Annotated in this window: 29 protein-coding genes and 1 pseudogene; 20 read left to right on the top strand and 10 right to left on the bottom strand. The window is 69.9% G+C overall.

The features are described from left to right. Nucleotides 1-116 precede the first annotated feature (116 nt). The 6 genes from CEP17_RS10115 to CEP17_RS10090 all read left to right on the top strand — a co-directional run bounded on the left by CEP17_RS10115 (nucleotide 117) and on the right by CEP17_RS10090 (nucleotide 7,075). On the top strand, nucleotides 117-794 hold the full coding sequence (locus tag CEP17_RS10115) for a response regulator transcription factor (protein ID WP_112932147.1): 678 nt from the start codon (nucleotides 117-119) through the stop codon (nucleotides 792-794). Between the two features lie 175 nt (nucleotides 795-969). Next, nucleotides 970-2,616, top strand: coding sequence for an ABC transporter substrate-binding protein (locus CEP17_RS10110; protein WP_112932146.1), 1,647 nt, complete (start codon nucleotides 970-972; stop codon nucleotides 2,614-2,616). Nucleotides 2,617-2,735: 119 nt separating this feature from the next. Next, the gene (locus CEP17_RS10105) at nucleotides 2,736-3,827 is read left to right on the top strand and encodes an ABC transporter permease (protein ID WP_036319533.1); all 1,092 of its coding nucleotides are present in this window, start codon (nucleotides 2,736-2,738) and stop codon (nucleotides 3,825-3,827) included. 14 nt (nucleotides 3,828-3,841) lie between these two features. Then, nucleotides 3,842-4,846 (top strand): ABC transporter permease, encoded by a 1,005-nt coding sequence (locus CEP17_RS10100; RefSeq protein WP_036319534.1) that lies wholly within the window; start codon nucleotides 3,842-3,844, stop codon nucleotides 4,844-4,846. Then, nucleotides 4,846-6,507: an ABC transporter ATP-binding protein gene (locus CEP17_RS10095; protein ID WP_112932145.1), complete on the top strand. Its 1,662-nt coding sequence runs from the start codon at nucleotides 4,846-4,848 to the stop codon at nucleotides 6,505-6,507. The genes CEP17_RS10100 and CEP17_RS10095 overlap by 1 nt, the downstream gene beginning before the upstream one ends. 169 nt (nucleotides 6,508-6,676) lie before the next feature. Beyond that, nucleotides 6,677-7,075: a VOC family protein gene (locus CEP17_RS10090; RefSeq protein ID WP_112932144.1), complete on the top strand. Its 399-nt coding sequence runs from the start codon at nucleotides 6,677-6,679 to the stop codon at nucleotides 7,073-7,075. Nucleotides 7,076-7,127: 52 nt separating this feature from the next. Here the strand turns inward: CEP17_RS10090 and CEP17_RS10085 are convergent, their stop codons facing one another. Then, nucleotides 7,128-8,297, bottom strand: coding sequence for a hypothetical protein (locus CEP17_RS10085; RefSeq protein ID WP_112932143.1), 1,170 nt, complete (start codon nucleotides 8,295-8,297; stop codon nucleotides 7,128-7,130). Nucleotides 8,298-8,322: 25 nt separating this feature from the next. Beyond that, complete coding sequence (locus CEP17_RS10080; RefSeq protein WP_112932142.1) at nucleotides 8,323-9,888, bottom strand: MFS transporter; 1,566 nt, start codon at nucleotides 9,886-9,888, stop codon at nucleotides 8,323-8,325. Between the two features lie 195 nt (nucleotides 9,889-10,083). Between CEP17_RS10080 and rpsF the strand changes: the two genes are divergently transcribed. The 4 genes from rpsF to rplI all read left to right on the top strand — a co-directional run bounded on the left by rpsF (nucleotide 10,084) and on the right by rplI (nucleotide 11,752). Next, nucleotides 10,084-10,422, top strand: a complete 339-nt coding sequence (rpsF, locus tag CEP17_RS10075; protein ID WP_036282987.1) for a 30S ribosomal protein S6 — start codon at nucleotides 10,084-10,086, stop codon at nucleotides 10,420-10,422. Nucleotides 10,423-10,427: 5 nt separating this feature from the next. Further along, nucleotides 10,428-10,931, top strand: a complete 504-nt coding sequence (locus tag CEP17_RS10070) for a single-stranded DNA-binding protein (RefSeq protein ID WP_036319539.1) — start codon at nucleotides 10,428-10,430, stop codon at nucleotides 10,929-10,931. A 101-nt stretch (nucleotides 10,932-11,032) separates the two neighbouring features. Beyond that, nucleotides 11,033-11,287, top strand: a complete 255-nt coding sequence (gene rpsR, locus CEP17_RS10065) for a 30S ribosomal protein S18 (RefSeq protein ID WP_005054609.1) — start codon at nucleotides 11,033-11,035, stop codon at nucleotides 11,285-11,287. A 12-nt stretch (nucleotides 11,288-11,299) separates the two neighbouring features. After that, nucleotides 11,300-11,752, top strand: a complete 453-nt coding sequence (gene rplI / locus CEP17_RS10060) for a 50S ribosomal protein L9 (protein WP_036319540.1) — start codon at nucleotides 11,300-11,302, stop codon at nucleotides 11,750-11,752. A 165-nt stretch (nucleotides 11,753-11,917) separates the two neighbouring features. Here the strand turns inward: rplI and CEP17_RS10055 are convergent, their stop codons facing one another. Both CEP17_RS10055 and CEP17_RS15335 read right to left on the bottom strand, forming a co-directional pair. Next, nucleotides 11,918-13,411, bottom strand: a complete 1,494-nt coding sequence (locus CEP17_RS10055) for a chaplin family protein (protein ID WP_162722434.1) — start codon at nucleotides 13,409-13,411, stop codon at nucleotides 11,918-11,920. Nucleotides 13,412-13,494: 83 nt separating this feature from the next. Next, nucleotides 13,495-14,451 carry a hypothetical protein gene (locus tag CEP17_RS15335; protein WP_112932942.1) on the bottom strand — a complete coding sequence of 319 codons (957 nt, stop codon included), beginning with the start codon at nucleotides 14,449-14,451 and terminating at the stop codon, nucleotides 13,495-13,497. A 457-nt stretch (nucleotides 14,452-14,908) separates the two neighbouring features. Between CEP17_RS15335 and dnaB the strand changes: the two genes are divergently transcribed. Then, nucleotides 14,909-16,291, top strand: coding sequence for a replicative DNA helicase (gene dnaB / locus CEP17_RS10045; protein WP_036288932.1), 1,383 nt, complete (start codon nucleotides 14,909-14,911; stop codon nucleotides 16,289-16,291). Nucleotides 16,292-16,374: 83 nt separating this feature from the next. On the opposite strand, the gene CEP17_RS10040 is transcribed toward dnaB, so the two are convergent. After that, a complete protein-coding gene (locus CEP17_RS10040; protein ID WP_162722433.1) occupies nucleotides 16,375-16,719 on the bottom strand; it encodes a hypothetical protein in 345 nt (114 codons plus the stop codon). Nucleotides 16,720-16,916: 197 nt separating this feature from the next. On the opposite strand from CEP17_RS10040, the gene CEP17_RS10035 reads away from it, so the two are divergent. Both CEP17_RS10035 and CEP17_RS10030 read left to right on the top strand, forming a co-directional pair. Beyond that, on the top strand, nucleotides 16,917-17,600 hold the full coding sequence (locus CEP17_RS10035) for a DsbA family oxidoreductase (protein ID WP_239498498.1): 684 nt from the start codon (nucleotides 16,917-16,919) through the stop codon (nucleotides 17,598-17,600). Nucleotides 17,601-17,749: 149 nt separating this feature from the next. Further along, a complete protein-coding gene (locus CEP17_RS10030; RefSeq protein WP_036319543.1) occupies nucleotides 17,750-18,430 on the top strand; it encodes an SDR family NAD(P)-dependent oxidoreductase in 681 nt (226 codons plus the stop codon). Between the two features lie 8 nt (nucleotides 18,431-18,438). Here the strand turns inward: CEP17_RS10030 and CEP17_RS10025 are convergent, their stop codons facing one another. Continuing rightward, a complete protein-coding gene (locus CEP17_RS10025) occupies nucleotides 18,439-18,867 on the bottom strand; it encodes a helix-turn-helix domain-containing protein (RefSeq protein WP_016463881.1) in 429 nt (142 codons plus the stop codon). A 113-nt stretch (nucleotides 18,868-18,980) separates the two neighbouring features. Here CEP17_RS10025 and CEP17_RS10020 point away from each other — a divergent pair. Then, nucleotides 18,981-19,463 (top strand): annotated as a pseudogene (locus CEP17_RS10020) (NAD(P)H-binding protein); the annotation flags it as partial. 47 nt (nucleotides 19,464-19,510) lie between these two features. Then, the gene (locus CEP17_RS10015; protein WP_016463883.1) at nucleotides 19,511-19,882 is read left to right on the top strand and encodes a DoxX family protein; all 372 of its coding nucleotides are present in this window, start codon (nucleotides 19,511-19,513) and stop codon (nucleotides 19,880-19,882) included. Between the two features lie 36 nt (nucleotides 19,883-19,918). Here CEP17_RS10015 and CEP17_RS10010 read toward each other — a convergent pair whose 3' ends face one another. Then, nucleotides 19,919-20,320 (bottom strand): DoxX family protein, encoded by a 402-nt coding sequence (locus CEP17_RS10010; RefSeq protein WP_112932139.1) that lies wholly within the window; start codon nucleotides 20,318-20,320, stop codon nucleotides 19,919-19,921. Between the two features lie 70 nt (nucleotides 20,321-20,390). Between CEP17_RS10010 and CEP17_RS10005 the strand changes: the two genes are divergently transcribed. The 3 genes from CEP17_RS10005 to CEP17_RS09995 are packed head-to-tail and all read left to right on the top strand — an operon-like array spanning nucleotide 20,391 to nucleotide 22,254. Beyond that, nucleotides 20,391-20,924 carry a putative immunity protein gene (locus CEP17_RS10005; protein WP_112932138.1) on the top strand — a complete coding sequence of 178 codons (534 nt, stop codon included), beginning with the start codon at nucleotides 20,391-20,393 and terminating at the stop codon, nucleotides 20,922-20,924. A 33-nt stretch (nucleotides 20,925-20,957) separates the two neighbouring features. Continuing rightward, the gene (locus tag CEP17_RS10000) at nucleotides 20,958-21,470 is read left to right on the top strand and encodes a VOC family protein (protein ID WP_112932137.1); all 513 of its coding nucleotides are present in this window, start codon (nucleotides 20,958-20,960) and stop codon (nucleotides 21,468-21,470) included. Beyond that, nucleotides 21,463-22,254, top strand: coding sequence for a MerR family transcriptional regulator (locus CEP17_RS09995; RefSeq protein WP_112932136.1), 792 nt, complete (start codon nucleotides 21,463-21,465; stop codon nucleotides 22,252-22,254). Before CEP17_RS10000 ends, CEP17_RS09995 begins: the two co-directional genes overlap by 8 nt. A 374-nt stretch (nucleotides 22,255-22,628) precedes the next feature. On the opposite strand, the gene CEP17_RS09990 is transcribed toward CEP17_RS09995, so the two are convergent. The 3 genes from CEP17_RS09990 to CEP17_RS09980 form a co-directional block, all read right to left on the bottom strand. Then, nucleotides 22,629-22,985: a DUF6264 family protein gene (locus CEP17_RS09990; protein WP_112932135.1), complete on the bottom strand. Its 357-nt coding sequence runs from the start codon at nucleotides 22,983-22,985 to the stop codon at nucleotides 22,629-22,631. A gap of 130 nt (nucleotides 22,986-23,115) precedes the next feature. Continuing rightward, a complete protein-coding gene (locus CEP17_RS09985; protein WP_112932134.1) occupies nucleotides 23,116-23,427 on the bottom strand; it encodes a hypothetical protein in 312 nt (103 codons plus the stop codon). Beyond that, a complete protein-coding gene (locus tag CEP17_RS09980) occupies nucleotides 23,427-24,683 on the bottom strand; it encodes an FAD-dependent oxidoreductase (protein WP_112932133.1) in 1,257 nt (418 codons plus the stop codon). Before CEP17_RS09980 ends, CEP17_RS09985 begins: the two co-directional genes overlap by 1 nt. Nucleotides 24,684-24,835: 152 nt before the next feature. Here CEP17_RS09980 and CEP17_RS09975 point away from each other — a divergent pair, with 152 nt between their 5' ends. Continuing rightward, on the top strand, nucleotides 24,836-25,708 hold the full coding sequence (locus CEP17_RS09975) for an NAD-dependent epimerase/dehydratase family protein (protein ID WP_112932132.1): 873 nt from the start codon (nucleotides 24,836-24,838) through the stop codon (nucleotides 25,706-25,708). 64 nt (nucleotides 25,709-25,772) lie between these two features. Then, nucleotides 25,773-26,066 (top strand): DUF2277 domain-containing protein, encoded by a 294-nt coding sequence (locus CEP17_RS09970; RefSeq protein WP_036291017.1) that lies wholly within the window; start codon nucleotides 25,773-25,775, stop codon nucleotides 26,064-26,066. Nucleotides 26,067-26,139: the final 73 nt, after the last annotated feature.

The raw sequence follows: 26,139 nt of genomic DNA, 5'->3' as shown, positions 1-26,139 counted from the left end.
CGCACACGGCCGTCACGACTGCGCCATGACATTCGTCACGGCCGAAAACTCGTCGGCGTACTCGCGTGACGAATCGTCGGTTTCGCACTCTCTTCGAAGGGACGCAAGGAGGAGACATGACCGCTTCCGCGGGTGCGGCGCTGCGGCGCGTGACGATCGTCGACCCATCGAGCGCTCGCAGGGCGCATGCGCGCGAGCTGCTGGCGGGTCGCCTGGGTATGCGGGTGGTCGCCGAAGCCGCCACGGTCGGCGAGGTCGTGGCGCGCCGCCCGGCGGGCACGCACCCGTCGCAGGTGCTGTTCCTCGTCGTCACCGACCGCGTCGAGACCGACCTGTCGGCCCTCGCTGCCTGTCGACGAGCCGGAATGCGCGTGGTCGCCCTCACCGCCGACGCCCCCGACCACGTCGTCCGGACCTTGATGGATGCCGGGGTGGAGGGCATCGTGTCCTCGCGGGAGTCCGAGGGTGTCGTGCTGGCGGTCGTCGATGCGGTGCGGCGGGGTGCGCGCGCCTGGTCGCCGCGCACGCGCGCGACGCTCGACGCGCTCGCGGTACGCCCCGCCCTCAGCGTGCAGGAGTCGCGTCTGATGGTGCTCTATGCCTCCGGTCTCACGATCAGCGAGGTCGCCGATCGCCTCGGCGTGCGCGGCGACACCGCCCGCAAATACCTCAACCGGGTGAAGGCCAAGTACGCCGCCGTCGGTCGTCCCGTGCGCACCAAGACAGAGCTCTCCCAGGCCGCGCGCGACGACGGTCTGCTCCCGCCCGGCCCGCCGCCCGCGCGGGACCTCTGACCGTCGCGGTCGGTGTCGGCCGGCGAAACCCCGCGTCACGCGCAGTGGTGCCGGGTTTCATTCCTGTTACAAAAAGCGCGATCACGAGGCAGATCGGCGATGTGCACGACAGGATAGCGACCTGAGTCCCGCCTGCCTGGCGGGGCCTACCGACATACAGCAGAGGTACTCACACATGGCACTGCACTTCAGTTCGCCGGGCTCCGCCCGCGCACGCACCGCGCTGGCAGCGGGCGCGCTCGCCGTCTCCGCGCTGCTCCTCGCCGGCTGCGCCGGCGGCGGCAACACGGGCGGATCGACCGACGGCGCGGCATCCGGCCCCATCATCATCGGCACGACCGACAAGGTCACCACGCTCGACCCGGCCGGCTCGTACGACAACGGCTCGCTCGCCGTGCAGACCCAGGTCTTCCCGTACCTGGTGAACACCGACTACAACTCCAACAAGGTCGTTCCCGACCTGGCCGAGTCGGCCGAGTTCACCGCGCCCAACGAGTACACGGTGAAGCTGCCGGCGGGCCTGAAGTGGGCCAACGGCCACGACCTGACCTCGTCCGACGTGAAGTTCTCGTTCGACCGCAACCTGAAGATCGCCGACCCCAACGGTGCATCGAGCCTGCTGTACAACCTCGACAGCGTCTCGACCCCCGATGACACGACTGTCGTCTTCAAGCTGAAGACCGACAACGACCAGGTCTTCCCCTTCATCCTCACGTCCTTCCCGGGCGCGATCGTCGATGAGGAGGTCTTCTCGGCCGATGCCGTCACGCCCGACCAGGACATCGTGAAGGCCGACGCCTTCGGCGGCCCCTACTCGATCACGAAGTGGGACTTCAACAAGACGGTCGAGTTCACGCCCAACAAGAACTACAAGGGTCTGCTCGCCGCGCCCAGCAACTCGGGCGCTGTGCTCAGCTACTTCGCCGAGTCGTCGAACCTGAAGCTCGCCGTCCAGCAGGGCGACGTCGACGTGGCCTACCGCAGCCTGTCGTCGACCGACGTGGCCGACCTGTCGGGCAACGACAAGGTCAAGGTCGTCGAGGGTCCGGGCGGCGAGATCCGCTACATCGTCTTCAACTTCAACACGCAGCCGTACGGTGCGACGACCGCAGAGGCCGACCCGGCCAAGGCGCTCGCCGTCCGTCAGGCGGTGGCCGATCTGATCGACCGCAAGACGATCTCCGACCAGGTCTACAAGGGCACGTACACCCCGCTCTACTCGTACGTCCCGGCCGGGTTCGCCGGGGCGACCGACGCCCTGAAGGGTCTCTACGGCGACGGCAACGGAGGCCCCAGCGCCGACAAGGCGAAGGCGACGCTGGCTGCGGCCGGTGTGACGACGCCCGTCGCGCTGAGCCTGCAGTACAGCCCCGACCACTACGGCCCGTCGTCGGGTGACGAGTACGCGCTGGTCAAGCAGCAGCTCGAGAAGGACGGCCTCTTCACGGTCAACCTGCAGTCGACCGAGTGGGTGCAGTACTCCAAGGACCGCACCGCCGACGTCTACCCGGCCTACCAGCTCGGCTGGTTCCCGGACTACTCCGACGCCGACAACTACCTGACGCCGTTCTTCCTGGAGAAGAACTTCCTGGGCAACCACTACGTCAACCAGGAGGTCAACGACCTGATCCTCAAGCAGGCCGTCGAAACGGATGCCGCCACCCGCACGTCCGACATCGAGAAGATCCAGGACCTCGTGGCCAAGGACCTCTCGACGGTGCCGCTGCTGCAGGGCGCTCAGGTCGCGGTGACCGGTGCCGACGTGAAGGGCGTCACGCTCGACGCGTCGTTCAAGCTGCGCTTCGCACCGATCACGAAGTAACGCGTCCGGGCGTTCCGACTCGTCGCAACGCGCCTCGCTTAACGACCGGGGGATCACACCCCCGGTCGTTGAGCGAGCGCAGCGCGTCGAAACGCACTTCATCCGTAGAGTAGGCATCCATGACCAGCACCGTCGCGGCATCCTCCGTCGCCGAGCCGCCTCCCGCGCTGGAGGTCCGAAAGACCGGATCCGGTTCCGCGCTCGGCAGGTACATCCTCATCCGGTTCCTGCTGATCTTCCCGACCGTGCTGATCCTCGTGACGCTGGTCTTCTTTCTCATCCGCCTCACCGGCGACCCGATCACCGCCGCTCTCGGCGGGCGGCTGCCGGCCGATCAGCTCGCCGAGCGCATCCACGAGGCCGGCTACGACCGGCCGATCATCGTGCAGTACATCGAGTACCTCGGCCGCATCTTCACCTTCGACTTCGGCACGACCATCACCGACAATCAGCCGGTCGTGCAGGTCATCGCCACCTACGGCACCGCGACCCTCGAGCTGGTGCTGTACTCGCTCGTGGTCGCCTTCATCGTCGGCATCCCGCTCGGCCTCGTCGCCGCGGCGCTGCGCGACCGCTGGCCCGACGCGGTGCTGCGCGTGAGCGCCATCCTCTTCTACGCGACGCCGGTGTTCTTCGCGGGCCTGGTCGCCAAGCTCGTCTTCGGGGTCTGGCTCGGCTGGCTGCCCATCTCGGGGCGCGCGAGCGTGCGCACCGAGCTGGCCATCGGACGTAACGGCGGCACCGGCATCTACCTCATCGATGCCATCGCCTCCGGAAACCCCGCCTACGTGCAGGACGTGCTGCTGCACGCGGTGCTGCCCGCGCTGACGCTGGGTCTGCTCACCGCCGGCATCTTCCTGCGCTTGGTGCGCACGAACGTCATCGGCACCTTCAACATGCCCTACATCGACGCGGCTCGCTCACGCGGCGTGCGGGAGGGACGCCTGGTGCGCACGCACGCGTACAAGCCCGCGCTCATCCCGATCATCACGGTCATCGGGCTGCAGATCGCGCTCATGCTCGGCGGCGCGGTGCTCACCGAGACGACTTTCGAGTGGAAGGGTCTCGGCTTCCAGCTGGCCGCGTATCTGGGTTCGCGCGATTTCGTCGCCGTGCAGGGGATCGTCGCGATGATCGCCATCATCGTCGCGGTGACGAACTTCGCCGTCGACATCATCGCCGCGCTCATCGACCCGCGGGTCCGGTACTGAGGAGGGATGCGAACATGACGAAGTCTCGCCTCATCGACCGGATGCCGGTCGTCCACCAGCTGCGCCAGAGCGTCGGCCTGCAGCGCGGCATGCTCGTCGCGGGCCTCGTGCTGACCGGCATCTTCGTGTTCTGCGCGATCTTCGCGCCGCTCATCGCCCCCTACGGCTACGCGCAGCTGGACGGGCCCGACGGCAACTTCGGCGCGCAGCAGCCGCCCAGCGCAGCGCATCTGCTGGGCACGACGGTCGGCGGCTACGACGTGCTCTCCCGGGTGATCTGGGGTGCGCAGACCGCGCTGTACGTCGTGATCGTCGCGATCGCGCTGTCGGTGTTCATCGGCATTCTGCTGGGTCTGGTCTCGGGCTATCTCGGCGGGTGGGTCGACCGCACGCTCGTGGTCGTCGCCGATGCGATCTACGCGTTCCCGACGCTGCTGCTGGCGATCGTGGTGGCCATCGCGATCAGCGGGGGCCAGTCCGGACTGTGGCCGGGAATCCTGGCGGCGGCGGCATCCATCACCGTCGTCTTCATTCCGCAGTACTTCCGCGTCGTCCGCGCCGAGGTCGTGCGCATCAAGGGTGAGGCGTTCGTCGAGTCGGCGAAGGTGATCGGCGCGTCGACGCCGCGCATCATGTTCCGTCACGTGCTGCGCAACTCCACGCGCACGTTGCCGCTGATCGTGACCCTCAACGCGTCGGAGGCCATCTCGACCCTCGCCGCGCTGGGCTTCCTCGGCTTCGGCATCCAACCCACGGCCGCAGCCGAATGGGGCTACGACCTCAACAAGTCCATCAGTGACGTCGCCGCGGGCATCTGGTGGACCGCGATCCCGCCGGGCATCGCGATCGTGCTGACGGTGCTGGGCATCACCCTCATCGGCGAGAGCCTCAACGACCTCGCCGACCCGCGCCTGCGCGCGCGGCGACGGGCCGGCTCGGCGAAGACGGCACCGACTCCGGCGGATGCCGTCGCGGCGAGCGAGCCGGCCTCGCGCGAGTTCATGGGAGAGGTGGAGTGATGGCGGCGACGTCTTCCGACGCACGGGCGGTCGACATCCGCGACCTGGATGTCACCTTCGCCACCGACGGCGGCGACGTGCACGCGGTGCGAGGGGTGAGTCTCGACGTACGCCCGGGCGAGGTGCTGGCGATCGTCGGCGAGTCGGGAAGCGGCAAGACCGTCACCGCGCGCAGCATTCTGGGCCTGCTGCCCGAGACCGCCCTCACCCAGGGCGCGGTCGTGCTCGACGGCACAGATGTCATCGGCCTCGACCGCGAGGCGATGCGCCGGGTGCGGGGCACGAAGGCGGCGATGATCTTCCAGGAGCCCTCGACGGCCCTCAATCCCGTCTTCACCGTGGGGTGGCAGCTGGCGGAGGGCCTGCGCGCCCACGGCAGGTACACGAAGAAGCAGGCGCGTGCGCGGGCGATCGAGATGCTCGGTCGTGTCGGCATCCCCGAGCCCGAGCGGCGCGTCGACGACTACCCGCACCAGTTCTCCGGCGGGCAGAAGCAGCGCATCGTCATCGCTACGGCGCTGGCGCTCGATCCGACCGTGATCATCGCGGACGAGCCGACCACGGCGCTCGATGTCACGGTGCAGGCCGAGATCCTCGACCTGCTGCGGCGCCTGCGCGACGAAGACGGAACGGCGATCGTGCTGATCACGCACAACATGGGCGTCGTGGCCGACCTCGCCGACCGGGTGGCGGTCATGCTGAACGGCGAGGTCGTCGAGACCGCGCCCGCCTCGGAGCTGTTCGCCGCGCCTCGCGACGACTACACGAAGCGCCTGCTCGCCGCCGTGCCGCGGCTGGAGGTCATCGACCGCCAGCTGCCGGCGGGCGCCGCCGAGGCGGCGCCGGTCGTCGCGGCATCCGACCTCGTCATCGAGTACGCGGGGCGCCTGCGTCGCGCTGGATTCCGCGCCGTCGACCGGGTCAGCTTCTCGATCGCGCCCGGGGAGGTCGTGGGCCTGGTCGGCGAGAGCGGTTCGGGAAAGACCACGATCGGCCGCGCGATCGCCGGGCTCACGCCGGTGACCGGCGGCTCGCTGCGGGTGCTCGGCGTCGAGATGAACGGGGTCAAGGAGCGTACGTTCCGGCCCCACCGCAAGGACCTCGGGTTCGTGTTCCAGGATCCGGCGACGAGTTTCAACCCGCTGCTGACGATCGCCCAGAACGTCGCCGAGCCGTTGATCGTGCACGGCGGGGCTCGGGATGCCGCGGATGCCCGCGACCGCGTCGACGAGCTGCTCGAGGCCGTGCAGCTGCCGAAGGCGTTCGGCGACCGCTTCCCGCACGAGCTGTCGGGCGGGCAGCGCCAGCGGGCCTCGCTGGCCCGCGGTCTCGCGCTCGATCCGAAGCTGCTCATCGCCGACGAGCCCACCAGCGCGCTCGACGTGTCGGTGCAGGCGCGCGTGCTCGAGCTGTTCGGCGAGCTGCAGGAGCGGTTCGGCTTCGCGACCCTCTTCATCACGCACGATCTCGCGGTCGTCGACATGCTCGCCCACCGCGTCGTCGTGCTGCACAAGGGCACCATCGCCGAGACCGGGCCGACCGCGCGCGTGCTCGGCGACCCGCAGGACGACTACACCCGCACGCTCATCGCCTCGCTGCCGGTGCCCGATCCCGCTGAGCAGGCCGCCCGCCGCGAGGCCTGGCGCGCCGCCCGCGGCTGAAGCCGCGGCATCCGCGGCCGCGGCCCCGCCCCCGGTCCCGCGTGGCGTGCGTAACTCCGCCTGGACGGCGTCGGCGCGGGCGTGCGGCGCTGGCTTGCGCGGTTCAGGCGGAGTTGTGCACGCGGGGCGCTCGAGGGTGAGTGTCTCCGGCCTGCCATAGCCTGACGCCATGACAGCAACCCTCGGATTCATCGGCATCGTCGTGCGGGACATGGCGGCATCCCTCGCGTTCTATCGGGCGCTGGGCGTGCCGATCGCCGACGATCAGGACGACGCTCCGCACGTCGACGCGACCCTCGACGGCGGCGTCGCTCTGGCGTGGGACACGGTGGAGACGATCCGCAGTTTCGACCCCGACTACCAGCCGGCGTCCGGCGGACACCGCATCGCGCTCGCGTTCGTCAAGGACAGTCCGGCAGAGGTGGATGCCGCGTATGCCACCCTCGTCGCCGCGGGCCACGAGGGTCACGTTCCGCCGTTCGACGCGTTCTGGGGTCAGCGCTACGCGACGGTGCTCGACCCCGACGGCAACGCCGTCGACCTGTTCGCGCCGCTGCCGGCAGCCTGAGCCGGTCGTCGCGCGGCCGCCGGCGCGCACCGTTTCACGTGCAACGGCGGTCTCAGTTCGACAGGTTCTCGATGATCGAGGCGAACACGCCCAGCGGGCCGAACAGCATCAGCAGCAGCGCCGCGCCGATCACGATGATCGCGGCCCACGGCACGCGCCGCCGCAGCCGTCTGCCCTCCGGCGCGACGCCGTGCGGTGGACCCAGGGATGCCGCGGGCGCCGCGAACGGGAGTGCCGCCGATCCCGCCGCGTCACGCGCGGGGACGGCCGCGCCGGTCGCCGGTGCGGCGAGGCGGTCGTCGCGCCAGCGCTCCCACTGGGCGAGCTTGTCGAGCAGGGCCGCGACCACGGAGAACAGCCAGGCCCAGGTGGCAGGGTCGAGCGTCGACGCCTCGCGCGGCGTATAGAGGAAGAGCCAGTCGTCGACGATCTCGATGTCGAGGGCGGCGGCGTGGTCGACGAATCGCGCCATGATGTCGGGCGTGAAGAGGTAGAGCGCGTCGGCCTCGTAGCCGGACGGGCAGTAGAGCGTGAAGGTGCGGTCGAAGTCGCCCTCCAGACTCAGCCGCTGCGACCCGTCGAGCGCGGCCGGCAGGTTGGAGCCGAACAGGCTGTTGTTGCCGACGGCATCCAGCACGATGTTGGGCAGCGGGGTCGACAGCTTGACGGCGACGTAGCCCCACCGATGCGTCGACTCGTTCTTGCCCGAGCCCGTGCGGTACACATAGTTGCCGAACTCGACGAAGCGCGGCCTCTCGCCGCGGACCACGTCGCTCGCGATGCGCCCGTGTCCGATGCCGAACACCATTCCCGGCAGCGGTGGGTTCGACACCGACGGGTACCAGGTCATCGCGTTGGCCCGCGCGAAGCGGTCGAGGCGCCACCACCGCTCCCCCGTGCGGGCGCCGAACATGCGCACCAGCGCGGTCGCGAGCACCGCGACCACACCGACGACCACGAGGATCGGCGCGATCAGGAAGGGCGAGAACCCGCCCCCGGATGCCGTCGTCATGCCGCCCACGACACCGATCACCGTCGACCCGAAGACGAAGAGCACGGCCACGACGGCGAGCACGGCGAAGACGGCCCGCGACGCGATGTTCGACGCCGGTGCCCGTCCACTCGCGCGCAGGTCGCGCACGTAGGCGCGCACGGTCGCCCGATCGGCGGGCTCGATGAGCGGTCGCGCGTCGAAGGCTGAGGATGCCGCGGGCGTGCTCATATCGCCACGCTACCCGGGCGAGCTTTCAGGGCGCCGTCAGCGCGTCCTCGTCGCGATAACGGCCTCGCAACTCTTTCTCGACGGCGACCCCCGGAAGGCCCACGGTCACCACGATCAGTCCCACCACGAGCGCGACGGCGCCGACGAGGTACGCCGCCCAGGCGCCGTCGACGAAACTCAACCGCGCCGCCTCGAGGATCTGCGCCGCGTAGGCGGGGTTGTTGGCGGCCACGTGGGCGGCCGACGCGTACGACGCCTGCAAGGCGCGGGTGATGTCGTCGGAGAGCGATGCGGCTTCGGGAGAGGCGGCGATGAGCCCGGCGAACACGTGCGAGAACCCGCCGGCGAGCACGGCGCCGAGCAGCGCCTGCATCACCGCACCGCCGAGGTCGGTCTGCAGGTCGCTGGTCGCCGAGGCCATGCCCGCGCGGCGCACCGGGGTGCTGCTGGTCAGGGAGCGGGATGCCGCGGTCATCACGAACGACGCACCCCCGCCGACCAGGGCGAACGCGAGCGCGACGATCACCGGCGGTGTGGTCTCGTTCCACGCGAGCATCGTGCCGAAGGCGGCGATGAGCACGACGTAGCCGACGATCATCGCCATCCGCGTGCCGCGTTCGACGAGGATCGCCGCCAGCGGTGCGCACACGAGCAGCGCGATCGCGGCCGGGATGAGTGCGACGCCCGCCTGCAGCGCGTCGTAGCCGAGGATGTTCTGCAGGTACTGCTGACCGACGAACATCGCCCCCACGAGCGCGCCGAAGGCGAGGGTGCCTGCGACGGCCGGGACCCAGAACAGGCGCCGCCGCGCGATGGACAGATCGTAGAGGGGCGCCGCGATCCGCAGCTGGCGCGCCGCGAAGGCGGCGATCAGCACCGCCGCGGCGACGAGCAGGCCCACCCCCGCACCCGTCTCCCCCGGGGCGAAGACGACGCCGAGACCGAGCACCAGTGCGGCCACGGCGACGACCGACAGGATGCCGCCGAGGTGATCGACCGGCTCGTCGGACTCCGCCACGCCGCGCGGAATCGCGCGCGCGGCGATGAGGAGTGCCACGGCGGCGACCGGCACGGGCAGCAGCAGGGCGATGCGCCAGCCGAAGGCGACGACGAGTGCGCCCGAGATCACCGAGCCGGCGACCGTCGCCACCGCCCCGGTCGCCGTCCACAGGGCGATCGCGCGCACGCGGGCCGGACCCTCCGCCCAGAGGGCGGTGATGAGGGCGAGGGTCGTGGGAAAGGCGCAGCCCGCAGCGATACCCGTGAGCACGCGGGCGCCCATGAGGAACTCGATCGTCGGGGCGAGGCTTGCCGCGGTGCCGGCGATCAGCAGACCGATCAGTCCGATGCACAGCAGCCGCACGCGGCCGTAGCGGTCGCCGAGGGCGCCGGCGTACAGCACAGTCATCGCGAGCCCCAGCCCTGTGCCGAGAGCGACGAGGTTGAGCGTCGTCTGCGGGGCGTCGAAGGTGCCGGCGATGTCGGGCAGGGCGACGCTGGCGCCGCCGGTGGTCAGATTGCAGACCGCGGCCGCCATCAGCAGCGCGGTCAGGACCGCGCCCGTGCGCGCGGGAACGTGCGTGCCCGGCATCCACCGTCCTTCCGTCGCCCCCGTCGTCCATGAGCGTAGCGGTCGTCGGGTAGACTGTTGTGGTTGCCCGTCTGCGTTCCGTTGCGGAATAGAGTCCGGGCACGTGCATCAACCCTCCTGATGCCGGGAAATGCCCGGCATCCGTTCTAGTCCGAAGGAGGTGGGTTAGTGACGCACTCACACCAGTACGAGCTCATGGTCATCCTCGACCCCGAGATCGACGAGCGTCAGGTCGCCCCCAAGCTCGACGGGTTCCTCAAGGTGATCACCGCAGACGGTGGCTCCATCGAGAACGTCGACGTCTGGGGCAAGCGTCGCCTGGCGTACGAGATCCAGAAGAAGAACGAGGGCATCTACGCCGTCGTCAACTTCACCGCCACGAGCGAGGCCACGCAGGAGCTCGACCGTCAGCTCAAGCTGAACGAGCAGATCATGCGTACCAAGGTCCTGCGTGCCGAGGAGGCGATCGCTCAGGTCGCCGCCGAGAAGGAGCGCGCCGAGGCCAAGGCCGCCCGCAAGGCAGCGAAGGCGTAAGGACGATGGCCGGCGAGACCGTCATCACCGTCGTGGGAAACCTCACGGCAGACCCCGAGCTGCGCTACACGCAGAACGGCCTGCCCGTCGCGAACTTCACCATCGCGTCGACGCCGCGCAACTTCGACCGTCAGGCCAACGAGTGGAAGGACGGCGAAGCGCTGTTCCTCCGCGCGTCGGTGTGGCGCGAGTTCGCCGAGCACGTCGCCGGTTCGCTGACGAAGGGTTCCCGTGTCATCGCGACCGGTCGGTTGAAGCAGCGTTCCTACCAGGACCGCGAGGGCAACAACCGGACCGCGATCGAGCTGGAGGTCGACGAGATCGGCCCCTCGCTGCGGTATGCCACGGCTCAGGTCACGCGTGCCGCCTCCGGCGGAGGCAACTACGGGGGCGGCCAGCAGTCGCGCCCGCAGCAGGTGCAGCAGGAGGAGCCGTGGGCGACCCCGGGCTCTGCCGCACCCGACGCCTGGAGCGCACCCGGCGCCTACGGCGACGACACTCCTTTCTGATCGTCGCCGCCGGGGGTTGAGCGAGGCCCGGAGGGCCGAGTCGAAACCCTCACGCAGAAAATCTTGGATGCCTCGGCATCCGCTCACATCTAAGGAAAACAATGGCTGGAAAGGCTACCGGCGATCGCCGTAAGCCGCGGAAGGGCGCGAAGAACGCCGCTCCCGCGAAGGCGATCCGCGTCGGCGTCATCGACTACAAGGACGTCGCAACGCTTCGCAAGTTCATCTCGGAGCGCGGCAAGATCCGCGCCCGTCGTATCACCGGTGTCTCGGTGCAGGAGCAGCGTCTGATCGCCAAGGCGATCAAGAACGCCCGCGAAATGGCGCTCCTGCCTTACGCCGGCGCTGGCCGCTAAGGAGCACCCATCATGGCAAAGCTGATTCTCACGAACGAGGTTGCCGGGCTCGGAAGCGCCGGCGACGTCATCGAGGTCAAGAACGGGTACGCCCGCAACTACCTCATCCCTCAGGGCTTCGCTGTGGCGTGGACCCGCGGTGGCGAGAAGCAGGTGGCGTCGATCCGCGCCGCCCGTGACGCCCGTGCGATCCACGACCACGAAGAGGCCGTCGCGCTCAAGGACACCCTCGAGTCGAACAAGGTCAAGCTGTCGGTCAAGGCCGGCAAGGAAGGCCGCCTCTTCGGGTCGGTCAAGACCGCCGACGTGGCCGACGCGGTCAAGGCAGCCGGTTTCGGTGACCTCGACAAGCGCAAGATCCACATCACCGCGCCCATCAAGGCCGTCGGTGAGCACGAGGCGACCGTGCGTCTGCGCGACGACCTCACCGCTGTGATCACCCTCCAGGTGGTCGCCGCCAAGTAAGACCCGCCGGGTTTCCCGGTCGTTGAGCGAGGCGCGCAGCGCCTCGTCGAAACGCAGCACGGATGCCGTGACCTCCCCCAAGGTGAGGTCACGGCATCCGTCGTTTACGCCCTGACGGTGCGGGGGCCGGTGCCAGGCACGGTCGCCGGCCCCTCCCGTCGGGGGTCATTCGGTGCGGCTGCGGCGGCGTGCGGTGAGCATCACCCCCAGCGCGAGGGCGAGCAGCCCGCCGACCAGCGGCAGCGTGTCGAGCACGCCGCCGGTGACGGCGAGGGTCTTCACCGGGCCGCTCGCGGCGACCATTCCGGTGATCGGGGTGCCGCCGGTGGTCGGCGTGCCGGGGTTGCCGGGGTTGCCGGGGTTGCCGGGGTTGCCGGGGTTGCCGGGGTTGCCGGGGTTGCCGGGGTTACCCGGGTTGCCGGGGTTGCCGGTGGTCGGCCCCGTCGTGGTGGCGTCGCCGACGACCGCGACGGCGTTGCCGCCGAGCGTGATCGGCGCGGTGATCGGCAGGCCCAGCTGCGTGCCGCCCAGGATGCCGTCCAGGCCGCTCGTGGTGGAGCCGCCGGTCGTCGTGCCGGAGGTGCCGGTGGGGGCCGTGGTGGTGGCGTCGGTGCTGTCGGCGTCGCCGAGGACCGAGATGGCGTTGCCGCCGGCGGTGACGGGTGCGGTGATCGGGGCGAGCACCTGGGTGCCGCCGAGGATGCCGTCCGTGCCGTCGGTGGTGGAGCCTGCGGTGGAGCCGCTTCCGGTGCCGGTGGGGGCCGTCGTGGTGGCCTTGGTGGTGTCGGCGTCGCCGAGGACGGAGATGGCGTTGCCGCCGGCGGTGACGGGTGCGGTGATCGGGGCGAGCACCTGGGTGCCGCCGAGGATGCCGTCCGTGCCGTTGGTGGTGGAGCCTGCGGTGGAGCCGCTTCCGGTGCCGGTGGGGGCCGTCGTGGTGGCCTTGGTGGTGTCGGCGTCGCCGAGGACGGAGATGGCGTTGCCGCCGGCGGTGACGGGTGCGGTGATCGGTGCGAGCACCTGGGTGCCGCCGAGGATGCCGTCCGTGCCGTTGGTGGTGGCGCCGTCGGTGGAGCCGCTTCCGGTGCCGGTGGGGGCCGTCGTGGTGGCCTTGGTGGTGTCGGCGTCGCCGAGCACCGAGATGGCGTTGCCACCCACGGTCACCGGGGCCGCGACGTTCACCACGCCCTGGGTGCCGCCCAGGATGCTGTCGCTTCCGCTCGTGGTGGGTGCGGCAGCCTCCTGTGCAGCCGGCGTCGCGGCGGGCGCCTCAGCGGGCTGCGAGGTCGCGGCATCCGTGCTCTCGGCGTCACCGAGGACGGAGACGGCGTTGCCGCCGAGCGTCACCGGCAGGACGACATCGATGAGGGCCTGGGTGCCCGAGCCGGCGCCGTCGGAACCGCTCGTCGACGCGTCACCGCCGCCGACCGAGATCGCCGGGGTCGAGGTCTGCGCGTCGGTGCTGGTGGCGTCGCCGAGCACCGAGATGCCGTTGCCGGCGACCGTGACGGGCACCGCGACGGAGATGAGCCCCTGGGTGCCCGACAGCAGACCGTCGTCACCCGTTGTCTCGGCCGCCTGAGCGACCGTTGCGCCGAAGAGCGTGATGCCTCCGGCCAGGAGCGTGCCCCACAGGGCGCGCTTGAGGTTGGTGTTCATGATGACTTCTCTCCTGAGAGTGTTGGGGGGTATGCGCGCACAGCGCGCGGGATCGTGCCGCTCGGAAGGCGGCCGAACCCCCGTCAGTCAGGGGAGACGTCGGTGGCGAACACCGGCGCGGGGAGGGCAGAGTCGTCCTCCGGTCGGCGTCGCAGCACCCAGGCACGGTGTGCAGCGAACAGACCGAAGGCGAGCACGGCGCCCGCGCCGAACGAGAATCCAGCTCCGCTGGAGAAGAACGAGGTGGCGTCCAGGGTGGGACCGAGAAGTCCCCAGCCGCCGGGAGCGCCGGGCGCTGCCGGATATGCCACAGCGGCCGCGCCCGGAACGAACGAGGTAACGGCGCTGCCGAGCGAGAGTGCGGCCGCCGTCGTCGTGGTCGCGACGCCATGCATGGTCTGATCCCACGCGGCCGACAGCACGGCCAGAGCGGCCGCGGCGGGGGGAGTTCCCGCGGCAGGCGCGGAGGGGTCGGAGGAGGATGCCGGGGCCCCGCCAGGGGGGACGACGACGCTCGTGATGGGGGTCACGAGCTCGCCGACGACCGGAAGTGAGCTCACGGCGTCGGTGACGGGGGCCGCGGCATCCACGATGGGCTTCACCGCGCCGGTGACCGGCGCGAGAACGGGTGCGAGGGGGCTGACGATCTCGCCGACCGCCGAGCCGACGGGGGCGACGACCTGGCCGACCGGTGCGAGCGGCTCGAGGACGGGGGCGACGGAGTCGACGATGCCGCCCACCGGCGGAGCGACGCTCTCGACGACGGGGGCGACGGTCTCGGCGACGGGAGAGAGGATCTCTGCAACCGGGTCGAGGACGGGCGTGGTGACCTTCGAGAGCGTGCTGGAAACGCCGCTCACGAGGGAGCCCAGGGGGTTGTCCGTGTCGTCGGCGGCGTGGGCCGACGGACCGGAGAAGAGCGAGATGGCGAACCAGGCGAACGCGGCTCCGACACCGAGCGCGCCCAGCATCGCCCATCGCCGTGTCGACTCGGTGGTCGATCGTCCGCGGCGCAGCGGGGGGACTGCGATTGTTGCCATGTTCACCTCCCACGACGATGTGTCGGGATGCCGGCGCACGCCGACACCCATGGAGTGCCTGGAACAGAGAAGATACGCCGATATATCACTCGTGTCCAGACCCCTGTCTCGAAACTTCCGACGCGCCGGGGCGGACATCTCGACTTGACAAGGGCGCATTCATCCCCATGGTTGTCCCCAACCCTCACCCACGGCGTCAACCTTCAAGCGGTACTTCAACCACATTGCGCATCCACAGGTTGTGAATCTTAAAAAACCAGGTCAAAGGGTATTTCTGACGGCGAATCTTGAGGTTGGTCGGCGTGTTTCCACAGGTACTGTGCACAGGGTGTCCGGCGTTTCGCGCAGATCATCCACAGAGTTATCCACAGGCCTGTTTGCGACTGTCGGAACCCGTGCCTAACGTGACGTGTGGTCTCGCGGCGGGACCGGTCATCGAGCGTGTGAAGGGGACTGCATGTCGATCGCGGACATCTCCGAGGATCGCTTCGGTGGACCCCTGGAGAGCCGCGGCCCCGAGCGCACGCCGCCGCACGACCTCCTCGCCGAGCAGAGCACACTGGGCGGCATGCTGCTGTCGAGCGACGCCGTCGCCGATGTCATCGAGGCCCTTCGCGGCACCGACTTCTACGTGCCGAAGCACGAGCTGATCTTCGAGGCGATCCTCTCGCTGTACTCGCACGGCGAGCCCACCGATGTCGTCGCCGTGACCGACGAGCTCATCAAGACCGGCGACCTGCAGCGATCCGGCGGTGCCGACTACCTGCACTCGCTGACCTCGATCGTGCCGACGGCGGCCAACGCCGCCTATTACGCGTCGATCGTGCGCGAGAGGGCGCTGCTGCGGCGGCTCGTCGAGGCCGGCACGCGCATCGTGCAGATGGGCTACAACGGTCAGGGCGATGCGCTCGACCTCGTCAACAACGCGCAGGCGGAGATCTACTCGGTCACCGGCGCGGAGCAGGCCGAAGACTACGTGCCGCTGCAGATCGCGGTGGATGCCGCGGTGGAGGAGATCGAGGCCGCGCGCGGCCGCGACGGTCAGATGACCGGCATCCCCACCGGCTTCTCGGGTCTCGACCAGCTGACCAACGGTCTGCACCCCGGCCAGATGATCATCATCGCGGCGCGACCCGCCATGGGTAAGTCGACGCTGGCGCTCGACTTCGCGCGGGCCGCCGCGATCAAGGCGCAGCAGCCGACGATCGTCTTCTCGCTCGAAATGGGTCGCAGCGAGATCGCGATGCGTCTGATGAGCGCCGAGGGCGCCATTCCGCTGCAGAGCATGCGCAAGGGCACGCTCGACTCCCGCGACTGGACGACGATCGCGGCGACCCGTGGGCGTATCAACGACGCGCCGCTGTACATCGACGACAGCCCCAACATGACGCTGGTCGAGATCCGCGCGAAGTGCCGCAAGCTCAAGCAGCGCGTGGGTCTGAAGATGGTGGTCATCGACTACCTGCAGCTGATGACGTCGGGCAAGCGCGTCGAGAGCCGTCAGCAGGAGGTCTCGGAGTTTTCGCGTGCGCTGAAGCTTCTGGCGAAGGAGCTGCAGGTGCCGGTGATCGCGCTGTCGCAGCTGAACCGTGGTCCCGAGCAGCGCGCCGACAAGAAGCCGGCCCTGAGCGACCTGCGTGAGTCGGGCTCGATCGAGCAGGATGCCGACATGGTGGTGCTGCTGCACCGCGAGGCCGCCTACGAGAAGGACAGCCCTCGCGCTGGCGAGGCCGACCTGATCGTCGCGAAGCACCGTAACGGCCCCACCGACACGATCACCGTCGCCTTCCAGGGCCACTTCTCGCGCTTCACCGACATGGCCCCGGGGGACTTCGGGTAGGAGTCGCATTCACGTTCCACGTGAAGACGTCGGGATCTGTCGCCACGTGAACTGCTCCCGAGGGGTAGTTCGAGCCTCGAGGGTCAGCGACCGAGGCTCGCGTTCATGATGCCTACGCCCGCGAACCAGATCGCTACTCCCGACGCCGCGCCGACCGCCGCAACCCACCAGCTGATCTTGCGGTGGACGAGGCGGATGATCGTCCACACCGCCGCGGCGAGGAACACGACGGGAGGCACGCCGAGAGCGATCAGCCAGCCCACCGACATGAGGCCGGTGTTGCACCGGTCACCGAAGCACCCGTCCGACATCATGACGAGAAAAAGCGACATGAATGCGAGCACCGCGAAGCAGAGGAAGCCGGCGACCATGAGGATCACCGAGGCGATCACGTCGGCGATGCGGGCACCTGATGTGGATGGCCTCACGGGTACCTGATCGCCCGGAGCCACAGACGAAGGGAAGTCCGGCGGCGGTGTCGACATGCGGGAAGTATCGCATAGCCAGGGACCACCGCCGCAGGAGCGGGCGGCGACTCTGAGCCCTCACGAAACGCACCTCGAAGTGCCTTTTGTAGGCCTCACCCTACTCACTCACAATGTGGTTACGAATCAGAAGTGAGGTAATGATCATGTCGTCCAAGGAGACCAATGCGGCGGCCCCGATCGTCATCGAGGTGTGGGCGGATCTCAGCTGCCCGTGGTGCTACGTCGGTAAGCATCGACTGCAGCGAGCCATTGATTCCCGCGCGGATGCCGATCGGTTCCAGGTGAAGCTGCGCTCGTTCGAGCTCAACCCGAACGCGCCGCACACACCGGAGACCATCGAGAGCGCCTTCATCCGCTCGCACGGCGGCAACGCGAACGTCGTCCTTCAAGCCGAGCGTCAGATTCAGGCGCTCTCGCAGCGCGAGGGTCTGCCCTTCTCGCTCGACCGGCTCAACGCCAACACCTTCGACTTCCATCGCGTCGTGCACTACGCCGAGGAGGCGGGCAAGGGCCTCGAGTTCTTCTCCCGAGTGCAAGACCGATTCTTCGCCGGAGAGATCAACCCCTTCGATGCCGAGGTGCTCGCACAGGTCGCCGCAGAGGTGGGGCTGTCGGCAGACCGCGTTCGCACGGTGCTGACCAGCGACGAATACGCCGATGCCGTGCGCGCCGACACCCATGAAGGTCAAGCACTCGGCATCCAAGGCGTGCCCTTCACCGTCTTCGACCGCCGCTTCGCCGCGTCGGGCGCCCAGTCCGTCGAGGCATACGGGCAGGTGCTCGACAACCTCGTGACAGACGCCACGGACGGTGTGGCATGAGCACCGACGACACCGCGAAGCCCGTCCTGCTCACCTTCGGCGACCCCGCCGCGGCCGCGTGCGATCCCAACGGTGAAGCGTGCGCCCTGCCCACAGCCACCCGCCCGTAACCCACCGACCCCCACACACTGACGAATCTGAGGAAGACTGTGCCCACCATCGCCATCATCGGAGCCGGCTCCGGCCTGGGACTCGCTATCGCGCGCAGCTTCGGTGCCCAGGGATTCGACGTCGCGCTCATCTCCCGCAACCAGGCGAAGCTCGACAGCCTGGTCGCCCAACTCGCCGCCGACGGTATCACTGCCGCCGGCTTCGCCGCCGACGTGCTCGACCGGCCCACCCTCCGCGCAGCGCTGACCGCCGCAACGGCGCACTTCGGCGGCATCGACGTGCTGGAGTACTCGCCGGCCGACGCGTCGGCAGGTCCCCTGGCTCCCGTCGACATCCGTGAAGCCACCCCGGAGAACGTGCAGCCGCAGATCGAGTACTACCTGTACGGCGCCATGACGGCAGCCGACGTCGTTCTGCCCGAGATGCTCGCGATCGGTGCCGGCACGCTGCTGTTCACCACGGGCGCCGGATCGATGTACCCGGTTGCCCAGTACGGCAACGTCACCGCCGGTGGTGCGGCACTGCGCAACTGGGCGCTCAACCTCGGTCAGGCCCTCGCCGGCAGCGGCGTCCATGTCGCCCATGTCGCCATCGCGCTCATGATCGCCGAGCACGCACCCGCGCCCGGACTCGACTTCCTCCCCGCCGCCGACATCGCCCCCCTGTACTGGGACATGCATCACACTCGCGCGGTGCACGAGCTGGTCGTCAAGAAGTAGAGCGAGCGCTATTGGCCGACGGAAGCGAGAATGGCATGCGCCCCAACGCGGCCGACACCCGTGACCTCGTGATCGCGGCGGTTCGCCGCCACGGTCTCGTGGTGGGCGGCCGCCCAGCCGGCCAGCGCCATGACGGCGTCCAGCAGCGACCGCCCCAGATCTGTCAGCTCGTACTCCACCCGCGGCGGCACCTCGGGGTAGGCCGTGCGGGTGAGCAAGCCGTCACGCTCAAGGGCCTTGAGTGTGACGGTCAGCATCCGCTGCGAGATGCCCGGAATGCTCGCCTGCAGATCCGAATAGCGCAATGGTCCGCCGCCGAGTGTGCTCACCACCAGCACTGTCCACTTGTCGCCGATGCGGTCGAGCACCTCGCGGATGAAGTCGCTCTCGGCCGGCCATGCCCGGCACGGACCGCTGATCGTCCTCGCTGACGCCATCTTTCGCCCCCGCCGCTCCTGATTACCGACTGAAAGATATGTTGCCACACCATCAGTGCGTATGCCCCGAAAGGACTCTTCTGTGACCACCGTCCTCGTTCTCGGCGGCAGAGGGCGCCGATGCGGTCGTGAGTGCGCTCAACAACTCACGCGCGAGCGACAACCCCTGGTCTAAGGCGGTGAGCCCGCCGAGCTTCATGACGGATGCCACCCGCGACACCTTCGCGGTCATGAGAGAGAAGGGCATCCGTCGCATCGCCGTCGCCTCCACCATGGGCGCCGGCGACTCCTGGGCTTCGTTCAACCTGCTGTTCAAAGCGTTGATCAAGAGCTCCGGCATTCGCCACGGCTACAACGACCACCACGGCGTCGACGCCGACGTTCGTGCTTCGGATGCCGAGTGGGTCATGGTCCGCTCCGTCGCACTGTCTGATGCCACCCCTCGCGGGCCGGTGCGCGCCGCTCAGATGGAGCAGGCGAAGCCGGGCTTCACCATCAGCCGCGCCGACGTCGCCCGGTTCCTTCTCGACTCCCTGGAGGACGACACCTGGCTGCGTCAGGCGCCGCTGATCTGGAACGCGCGGGCGCCGCGCTGACCACTGTTCCACCCGTCATCACCACACCACAACCGAAGGAATCACTCATGTCGATCGCCTACTGGATCATTGCCGGTCTGCTCGCCCTGGCCTACCTCACCGCCGGGGGTATGAAGGCCTTCCGCTCTCCCGATGCCCTTGTCGCCGGGGGCATCGCCTGGGCGAAGGACGTATCGCTGCCGCTCGTCCGCGTCATCGGTGTGGTCGAGGTGCTGGGAGCGCTCGGTCTGATCCTGCCGCCGCTCACGGGCATCGCTCCGGTGCTGGGGCCCGTCGCCGCCATCGGGCTCGCGCTCGTGCAGCTGGGCGCCGTGATCTTCCACCTGCGTCGAGGCGAAGCCCGGGTGGTGCCGATGAATCTGGTTCTGCTGCTGCTGGCCGTCGCAGTCGCGATCCTCGGATTCCTCGTCTGGGTCTGACCGCGCATCGCGTCGGCGCCGCGACGAAGACCAGGATCAGCGTGAGGCCCGCAGCGCCCGCCGGATCAACGTCACCTGAAGCGGCAGCCGCACCAGCGACACGGCGAACGCCGCCCACGCCTTCGGGGAGCGGCGGCGCGCTGCCCGGCGGCCGAGGTCGATGCTCATCTGCATGTTCGCGGGCCAGACGCCGGCCAGCACCACCGCGCTCGCTCGCCCCGCGGCGGCCCGAGTCGAAGGCACGACCAACCCCACCGCGCATGCCAGCTCCGCGATGCCCGACACGACCACGAGCGGCCGATCCCATCGGCGCAGCGCCCGCGGGATGATCGGCGTGAACACGCCGGGTCGCACGAGGTGGATGACGCCCGACACCGCGAACGGCACCATCACGATCCAGGGAACGGTGGCGGCGGGCTTCTTCGCGCGACGTGTCATCACGCCATTCTCCCCGCCCCGCCGCCGCCCGGGGCCGCCGCGCGAACAGCCCCGGTGACAGCATGGGCAGATGCTCTCCCCGCAAACCCTGAGCGAGCCCGACCGGCGCCTCGTCGCCGCGTGGGCGGCCGACTGCGCCGAACGGGTGCTCCCTCTCTTCGAGAGCGAGGCTCCCGACGACGATCGCCCGCGTGACGCCATCGCGCGGGCCCGCGCCTACGCCCGCGGTGAGCTCGACTCGGCGGGCGAGATCCGCCGCCGGTTCGTTGCGGGCCGCGCCGCCGCCTCGGTCACCTCGCCCGCCGCGATCGCGGCGGCCCGGTCGGCGGCGCAGGCGTCGGGCGTCGCGCACATGGGTGCGCACGCCCTGGGCGCCGCCGCCTACGCCGTGAAAGCCGTCGGCATCGACCGGCCCGACGAGGCGGATGCCGAGATCGAGTGGCAACTGCAGCGCATGACACCGGCGGTCCGCGCCGCCCTCCGTCAGCTTCCACCGGTCGGCGAGGATGCCGCGGGTCCGTTCGTCGCCGGCGGATTGCTGGCCCGCGGCATCCTGGGATCGACCATCCGAACATTGCAGAATCGGATCGCATCCCGGGCTTGACCCTCACGCGACGTCAGGCTCGATCGTGGTCTCATGACCGACCTTCCCCACGCTTTCGACATCAGCCCCGTCCCTGCCCCGGGACCCGACGCCGTCGCCCCGCCCCTGTTCCGCGGCATCTACGGCATGCCCATGTTCGTGACGATTCCGACGGCCGATCTCGCGGCATCCATCGACTTCTGGACCCGCGGCCTCGGCTTCTTCGAGCTGTTCGGCATTCCGAGGCAGATGACGCACCTGCGCCGGTGGGCGTTCCAGGACGTGCTCCTCGTCGCGGGCACACCGGCCGACACCGCCCCGGCCGCGAGCGTGAGATTCGCCTGCGTGCTCGACCAGATCGATCCGATCGCCGAGGCCCTCCGCGCCCTCGGCGTCGACGCCCACCCGCGCGACACGATGTGGAACACCCGCGACATCGAGGTCATCACCCCCGAGAACACCCGCGTGATCTTCACGGCGGGCAAGGTGTTCGACCCCGACAGCGTCGAGGGCCGCACCCTCCGCGCGGTCGGCATCGGCACCGACGACAATGAGTCCCATGTCTGACGACGGACTGCCGGTGGGCGAGACGGCTGCGCGCCTGGGCCTGACCGTGCGGACGCTCCACCACTGGGACGAGATCGGCCTCGCGAGCCCTGCAGCGAGATCGCGGGCCGGCTACCGGCTCTACACGGATGCCGATGTCGAACGCCTCCGGCGCATCGTCGTGTACCGCGAGCTCGGGCTCGACCTCGACGCGATCCGGGCCATTCTCGATGAGCCGGGGGGCCATGTCGCCGACCAGTTGCGGGTGCAGCGCGCCCAGCTCGCGCAGCGGATCGCCCAGCTCAACGACCTCGACGAGGACCTCGCCCGCATGATCGAGGCGCAGGAGCGCGGCATCCTGCTCTCCGAGGACGAACAGCGCGACATCTTCGGCCCCGACTGGAATACCGAGTGGCCCGCGCAGGCGCGCGAGGCCTACGGACAATCGGCGCAGTGGCAGCAGTACGCCGAGCGTGCGGCGTCGCGCTCGGCCGGCGACTGGGCCGCGGTGACCGAGGCGATGACCACGTTCGAGATCGAGCTGGGCGCCGCGGTCGGTGGCGGAGCGATGCCCGGGGATGCCGTGGCGGACGGCCTCGTCGAGCGACACCGCACCCTGCTCTCGCAGTTCTTCCCGGTCACGCGGCAGATGCAGGTGTGCCTCGGGCGGATGTACGTCGCCGACCCGCGCTTCTCCGCGCACTACGACGCGGTGCGGCCGGGGCTGGCGGCGTGGCTGAGCCGCGCGATCGACGAGAGCGCGCGCGCCGCGGGCATCGACCCCGACACGGCCACCTGGGAGTGATGGCTCTGAAAGGGTGCGCCGACGGGTCCAGCCACCAGCTACCGGCGAAGCTCCGCGATGCATGCCCAATCGTCCAGGGAACTGCCTCGTGAAATGGCCTCGTCGAAGACGTCGCGGAGAACCTCCGAACGGGAGCAATGCTCCCACGTTCGCGGCCGCGTCCAGAGCGAGGTGCAGATCCTTGCGTCCGAGGATCGTGGTGAATCCCGCGGGCCGATAGCGACGCTCGGCGATGAGGTCTCCGTAGGCGGAGTACACCGGCCCGGGAAACAATGTGCTCGTGAGCAGTTCGACGACGGGGCTGGGTCGATGGCGGCGCGTTCGGCGACGGCGATCGTCTCACCGAGAGACTGGATCGCACCCTTCATGGGGCATCAGCGTCCGACGCTGGTCTGCATGATGCTCACGGCGATGACCCAGACGAGGATGCCGGCGGCGGCGCCGGCAAGCGGCATCCACCAGGAGGTCTTCCGGCGGGAGAGGCGGATGATCGTCCACACGATTGCGGCGCCGAAGACGAGGGGAGGTCCACCCATCGCGATCATCCACGCGACGGACAGAAGGGCCGTATTGCAGGTGCCGTTGGTGCAGGAGTCCGCCGCCATCACCAGGAACAGTGACGCGAATGCGAGCACGGCGAACCCGACGATGCCCACGAGCATCAGGGTGACGGAGACGATCACATCGGCGATGCGACCGCCGGACGTGCCGGTGGCGTGCTGAGTCGTCATGAGGGCGAGTGTCCCACAGGCCACTTCCCTCCGCGCCAGCACGCCTCCGAACGAGGCTAGTTCGATCCCGATTCGCGCATCATCCAGTACCACCAGGCGATGCTCGGCAGGGCGCCTCTGGCCCCGGCCGTCACTGCGTCGCGACGCGAATCGCGTACATCGCGACGACTGTGGTCACGACCACCAGCGCCATCCCGCCGACCGGCGCCCACCAGCTCGGGCGGAAGCCGCGCGCCACCACGATCACCGCGCTCACCAGCGCCGCGACGACAGACACGACCAGCGCGCCGCGAGACGCCACGGTCACGAGGGTGAAGTCGCACCGGTCGCCGCAGCCGTCGATGCTGAAGGTCTGCATCACGACCATGACGTACGCGATGGACGAGACGATCACCTGCAGCACGAGCAGGCCCACTGACCGCAGCGGCTCCGCCTCGCCCATCACACGCCCGCGTCCACGAGCACCGCGCGAGCAGCGCGCTCGCCGGAGGCGAGAGCGCCCTGGATCGACGCCGCATGTCGGTGGTCGCCGGCGAGGTACATCCGGTCGTCGACGCGCGGCGGGCGAGGCGCACGCACCGGTGCCGGCTGGGCGGGCAGCGCATCCGGGATGTCGTCGCGACGCAGCAGCTGCCAGTCCGTCACCCCGGCATCCCACAGCTCGGAGAGGTGCCGGCGCACCTCGCCCTCGCCTGCTGCCGCGCCACCCCGCGGCAGCAGGCACGTCGCCTCGATGAGATGACGCCCGACGGGCGCATACGACGGCACGGTGTGCGACACGACCGCCGTGTTCACGACCGGCCCGCGGCGGGCGGCGTCGCGTCCGTCGACGCGCAGCAGCGCGGATGCCGAGGGTGCTGCCGTCGCCGCGAACCACCATGTCTGCAGCCCGTTGGTCGCGGGTCGCGGCACCGGCGCCAGCTCCGCCACCGACTCCGCGCCGACGGCCACCACGACCCGCCCGGCGCGGAGGGCCTCGCCACCCGCGACGCCGACCTCGACGATCGGGCCGTCCCTGTCGATGCGCTCCGCTCGCGCCCCGAGCCGGATCTCCGCGCCCGCAGCACGCGCCCGCGCCGCCAGTTGCGCCGGCCCCGCCGCGATCCCCTGCGCGGGAAGCCCCGGCCGCCCCAGCGCGAAGTACCGCACCAACTCCTGTACGAACGCGTTCGAGCTGCCCCCACCGTCTTCGGCGACGACACCGGCGAGGAACGGCTCGAGCACGGCGGTGCGCAGCGGGCCGCGCAGGCTCGCGGCATCCCACCCCTCGCGCAGCGCGCGATCGCTTCGCGCCCGTGCCGACAGCCGCCGCATGAACGCCGGCGTCAGCCAGCGTGCGAACGCCACGGCATCCGCGATGCTCACCAGGCCGCTGCCGATCGTTCGGGGGATCGACAGCGGTGAGCGCAGCGGATGCCGCAGCTCAGCGAGGCCGCGATCGGTGCGCACCTGCACGCCCACGGGAAACGACCGCAGCGCCAGAGCGTCGAGATCGATGCTGCGACGCAGCGCCGGATACGCCGGGTTGAGCACCTGAAAGCCACGATCGAGTCGGAACCCGTCGACGAGGTCGGTGCGCTGACGTCCGCCGACCTCGTCTCCCGCGTCGAGCACGATGACCTCGAGTCCGCGCTCGGCCAGCACCACCGCGCACCGCAGCCCCACGAGGCCTGCTCCGATCACCACGACGTCATGCATCGCCGCTCCGCCTCTCGTCGTCGGACGCGTCCGGGGTCCCCGCCGCACCGTCGCATGCCGCCAGCTTAGGGATGCCGCGGCATCCGATCTCGGGGTTGACGAGCGCGCCGAATCCGACCCTCGCTTCCCGCCGCCGTGCCTACGATGACGGAATGAAGATCCTCCTCACCGGTGCCACCGGCTACATCGGCTCGTCCGTCCTCGACGTTCTGCGCGCTCATGGTCACGACGTCGTTGCGCCGGTGCGCAGCGCAGACGCCGCGCAGAAGGCCACGGCGGCCGGAGCGACTGCGGTCGTCGGCGACGTCACCGACGCCGACTGGTTCACTCCGCTGCTGGAGGGCGTGGATGCTGCGATCCACACCGCCGCACCGGGTGACGGCACGGCCCCCCAGTTCGACAGCGCCGTCGCCGATGCCGTCATCGCCGCGTTCGGCGGCACCGGCAAGCCCTACATCCACACGGGCGGTCTCTGGATCCACGGCCCGTCCGACGACCTCACCGAGCAGACCCCGTTCCACCCGCCCGCGATCGTCGCCTGGCGGGAGGAGGTGGAGTCCCGGCTCGCCGCGGCGGATCTCGCCCTCACGATCGTCGAGCCCGGCATCGTGCACGGCCACGGCGCCGGCATCCCAGCCATGCTGGGCTCCGCCCCGCGTGACGGCGAGGGCCGCCTCACCGTGATCGGCGACGGCACCCAGCACTGGGCGACCGTGCACGTCGACGACCTCGCCGAGCTGTACGTGCGGGTGATCGAGCGCTCCGAGCCCGTCGGACGCGTGCTGGGCCTCAGCGGCCACAACGCGACGGTCACCGAACTCGGCGAAGCGCTCGCCGACGGTCCGGTCGCTGCGGAGGGTGTCGAGGCCTCACGCGCACGCCTGGGTGCCCCCTTCGCCGATGCGCTCATGCTCGACCAGCAGGGACGCGGCGAGAAGGCGCGCTCCCTCGGCTGGACGCCCACCCGCCCGTCTCTGCTCCAGGAGATCCGCGCCGGCGCCTACGGCTCGGCGGCGCAGGGCTGACCGGGTCACCCGCGCCGTAGCGGCACCTCTGTCGCTGCGGCGCACCGCGGTCTACGCTCGCCGCATGTGCCGAAACATCCGGGTGCTCCACAACTTCGAACCGCCCACCACCGATGACGAGGTCCGCGAAGCGGCCCTCCAGTTCGTGCGCAAAGTGAGCGGCTCGACGCATCCCTCGCGCGCCAACGCCGAGGCGTTCGACGCGGCCATCGACGAGATCGCCGCCGCCACGCGGCGCCTCCTCGACGCGCTCGTGACGACCGCACCGCCGAAGAACCGCGAGGCCGAGGCGGTCAAGGGACGCGCCCGCCACGAGAAGCGGATGGAGCGCGAGGTGCGCATCCGCACGGCATCCTGATCGCCGGCGCCGGTCGGATGCCGCGGCATCCGGCGTCTTCTCAGCTTCACGTCACTTTGTTCCCCTACTGTGA

This window comes from Microbacterium sp. PM5 (assembly GCF_003293595.1).
GTDB lineage: Bacteria > Actinomycetota > Actinomycetes > Actinomycetales > Microbacteriaceae > Microbacterium.
This window is presented reverse-complemented; position numbering and strand designations above follow the sequence as displayed.

What these genes read in the sequence shown, in the direction of transcription:
- CEP17_RS10115 (WP_112932147.1), top strand. Translation starts at nt 117, where the DNA reads ATGACCGCTTCCGCGGGTGCGGCGCTGCGGCGCGTGACGATCGTCGAC.
- CEP17_RS10110 (WP_112932146.1), top strand. Translation starts at nt 970, where the DNA reads ATGGCACTGCACTTCAGTTCGCCGGGCTCCGCCCGCGCACGCACCGCG.
- CEP17_RS10105 (WP_036319533.1), top strand. Translation starts at nt 2,736, where the DNA reads ATGACCAGCACCGTCGCGGCATCCTCCGTCGCCGAGCCGCCTCCCGCG.
- CEP17_RS10100 (WP_036319534.1), top strand. Translation starts at nt 3,842, where the DNA reads ATGACGAAGTCTCGCCTCATCGACCGGATGCCGGTCGTCCACCAGCTG.
- CEP17_RS10095 (WP_112932145.1), top strand. Translation starts at nt 4,846, where the DNA reads ATGGCGGCGACGTCTTCCGACGCACGGGCGGTCGACATCCGCGACCTG.
- CEP17_RS10090 (WP_112932144.1), top strand. Translation starts at nt 6,677, where the DNA reads ATGACAGCAACCCTCGGATTCATCGGCATCGTCGTGCGGGACATGGCG.
- CEP17_RS10085 (WP_112932143.1), bottom strand. Translation starts at nt 8,297, where the DNA reads ATGAGCACGCCCGCGGCATCCTCAGCCTTCGACGCGCGACCGCTCATC.
- CEP17_RS10080 (WP_112932142.1), bottom strand. Translation starts at nt 9,888, where the DNA reads ATGCCGGGCACGCACGTTCCCGCGCGCACGGGCGCGGTCCTGACCGCG.
- rpsF (WP_036282987.1), top strand. Translation starts at nt 10,084, where the DNA reads ATGGTCATCCTCGACCCCGAGATCGACGAGCGTCAGGTCGCCCCCAAG.
- CEP17_RS10070 (WP_036319539.1), top strand. Translation starts at nt 10,428, where the DNA reads ATGGCCGGCGAGACCGTCATCACCGTCGTGGGAAACCTCACGGCAGAC.
- rpsR (WP_005054609.1), top strand. Translation starts at nt 11,033, where the DNA reads ATGGCTGGAAAGGCTACCGGCGATCGCCGTAAGCCGCGGAAGGGCGCG.
- rplI (WP_036319540.1), top strand. Translation starts at nt 11,300, where the DNA reads ATGGCAAAGCTGATTCTCACGAACGAGGTTGCCGGGCTCGGAAGCGCC.
- CEP17_RS10055 (WP_162722434.1), bottom strand. Translation starts at nt 13,411, where the DNA reads ATGAACACCAACCTCAAGCGCGCCCTGTGGGGCACGCTCCTGGCCGGA.
- CEP17_RS15335 (WP_112932942.1), bottom strand. Translation starts at nt 14,451, where the DNA reads ATGGCAACAATCGCAGTCCCCCCGCTGCGCCGCGGACGATCGACCACC.
- dnaB (WP_036288932.1), top strand. Translation starts at nt 14,909, where the DNA reads ATGTCGATCGCGGACATCTCCGAGGATCGCTTCGGTGGACCCCTGGAG.
- CEP17_RS10035 (WP_239498498.1), top strand. Translation starts at nt 16,917, where the DNA reads ATGATCATGTCGTCCAAGGAGACCAATGCGGCGGCCCCGATCGTCATC.
- CEP17_RS10025 (WP_016463881.1), bottom strand. Translation starts at nt 18,867, where the DNA reads ATGGCGTCAGCGAGGACGATCAGCGGTCCGTGCCGGGCATGGCCGGCC.
- CEP17_RS10015 (WP_016463883.1), top strand. Translation starts at nt 19,511, where the DNA reads ATGTCGATCGCCTACTGGATCATTGCCGGTCTGCTCGCCCTGGCCTAC.
- CEP17_RS10010 (WP_112932139.1), bottom strand. Translation starts at nt 20,320, where the DNA reads ATGACACGTCGCGCGAAGAAGCCCGCCGCCACCGTTCCCTGGATCGTG.
- CEP17_RS10005 (WP_112932138.1), top strand. Translation starts at nt 20,391, where the DNA reads ATGCTCTCCCCGCAAACCCTGAGCGAGCCCGACCGGCGCCTCGTCGCC.
- CEP17_RS10000 (WP_112932137.1), top strand. Translation starts at nt 20,958, where the DNA reads ATGACCGACCTTCCCCACGCTTTCGACATCAGCCCCGTCCCTGCCCCG.
- CEP17_RS09995 (WP_112932136.1), top strand. Translation starts at nt 21,463, where the DNA reads ATGTCTGACGACGGACTGCCGGTGGGCGAGACGGCTGCGCGCCTGGGC.
- CEP17_RS09990 (WP_112932135.1), bottom strand. Translation starts at nt 22,985, where the DNA reads ATGACGACTCAGCACGCCACCGGCACGTCCGGCGGTCGCATCGCCGAT.
- CEP17_RS09985 (WP_112932134.1), bottom strand. Translation starts at nt 23,427, where the DNA reads ATGGGCGAGGCGGAGCCGCTGCGGTCAGTGGGCCTGCTCGTGCTGCAG.
- CEP17_RS09980 (WP_112932133.1), bottom strand. Translation starts at nt 24,683, where the DNA reads ATGCATGACGTCGTGGTGATCGGAGCAGGCCTCGTGGGGCTGCGGTGC.
- CEP17_RS09975 (WP_112932132.1), top strand. Translation starts at nt 24,836, where the DNA reads ATGAAGATCCTCCTCACCGGTGCCACCGGCTACATCGGCTCGTCCGTC.
- CEP17_RS09970 (WP_036291017.1), top strand. Translation starts at nt 25,773, where the DNA reads ATGTGCCGAAACATCCGGGTGCTCCACAACTTCGAACCGCCCACCACC.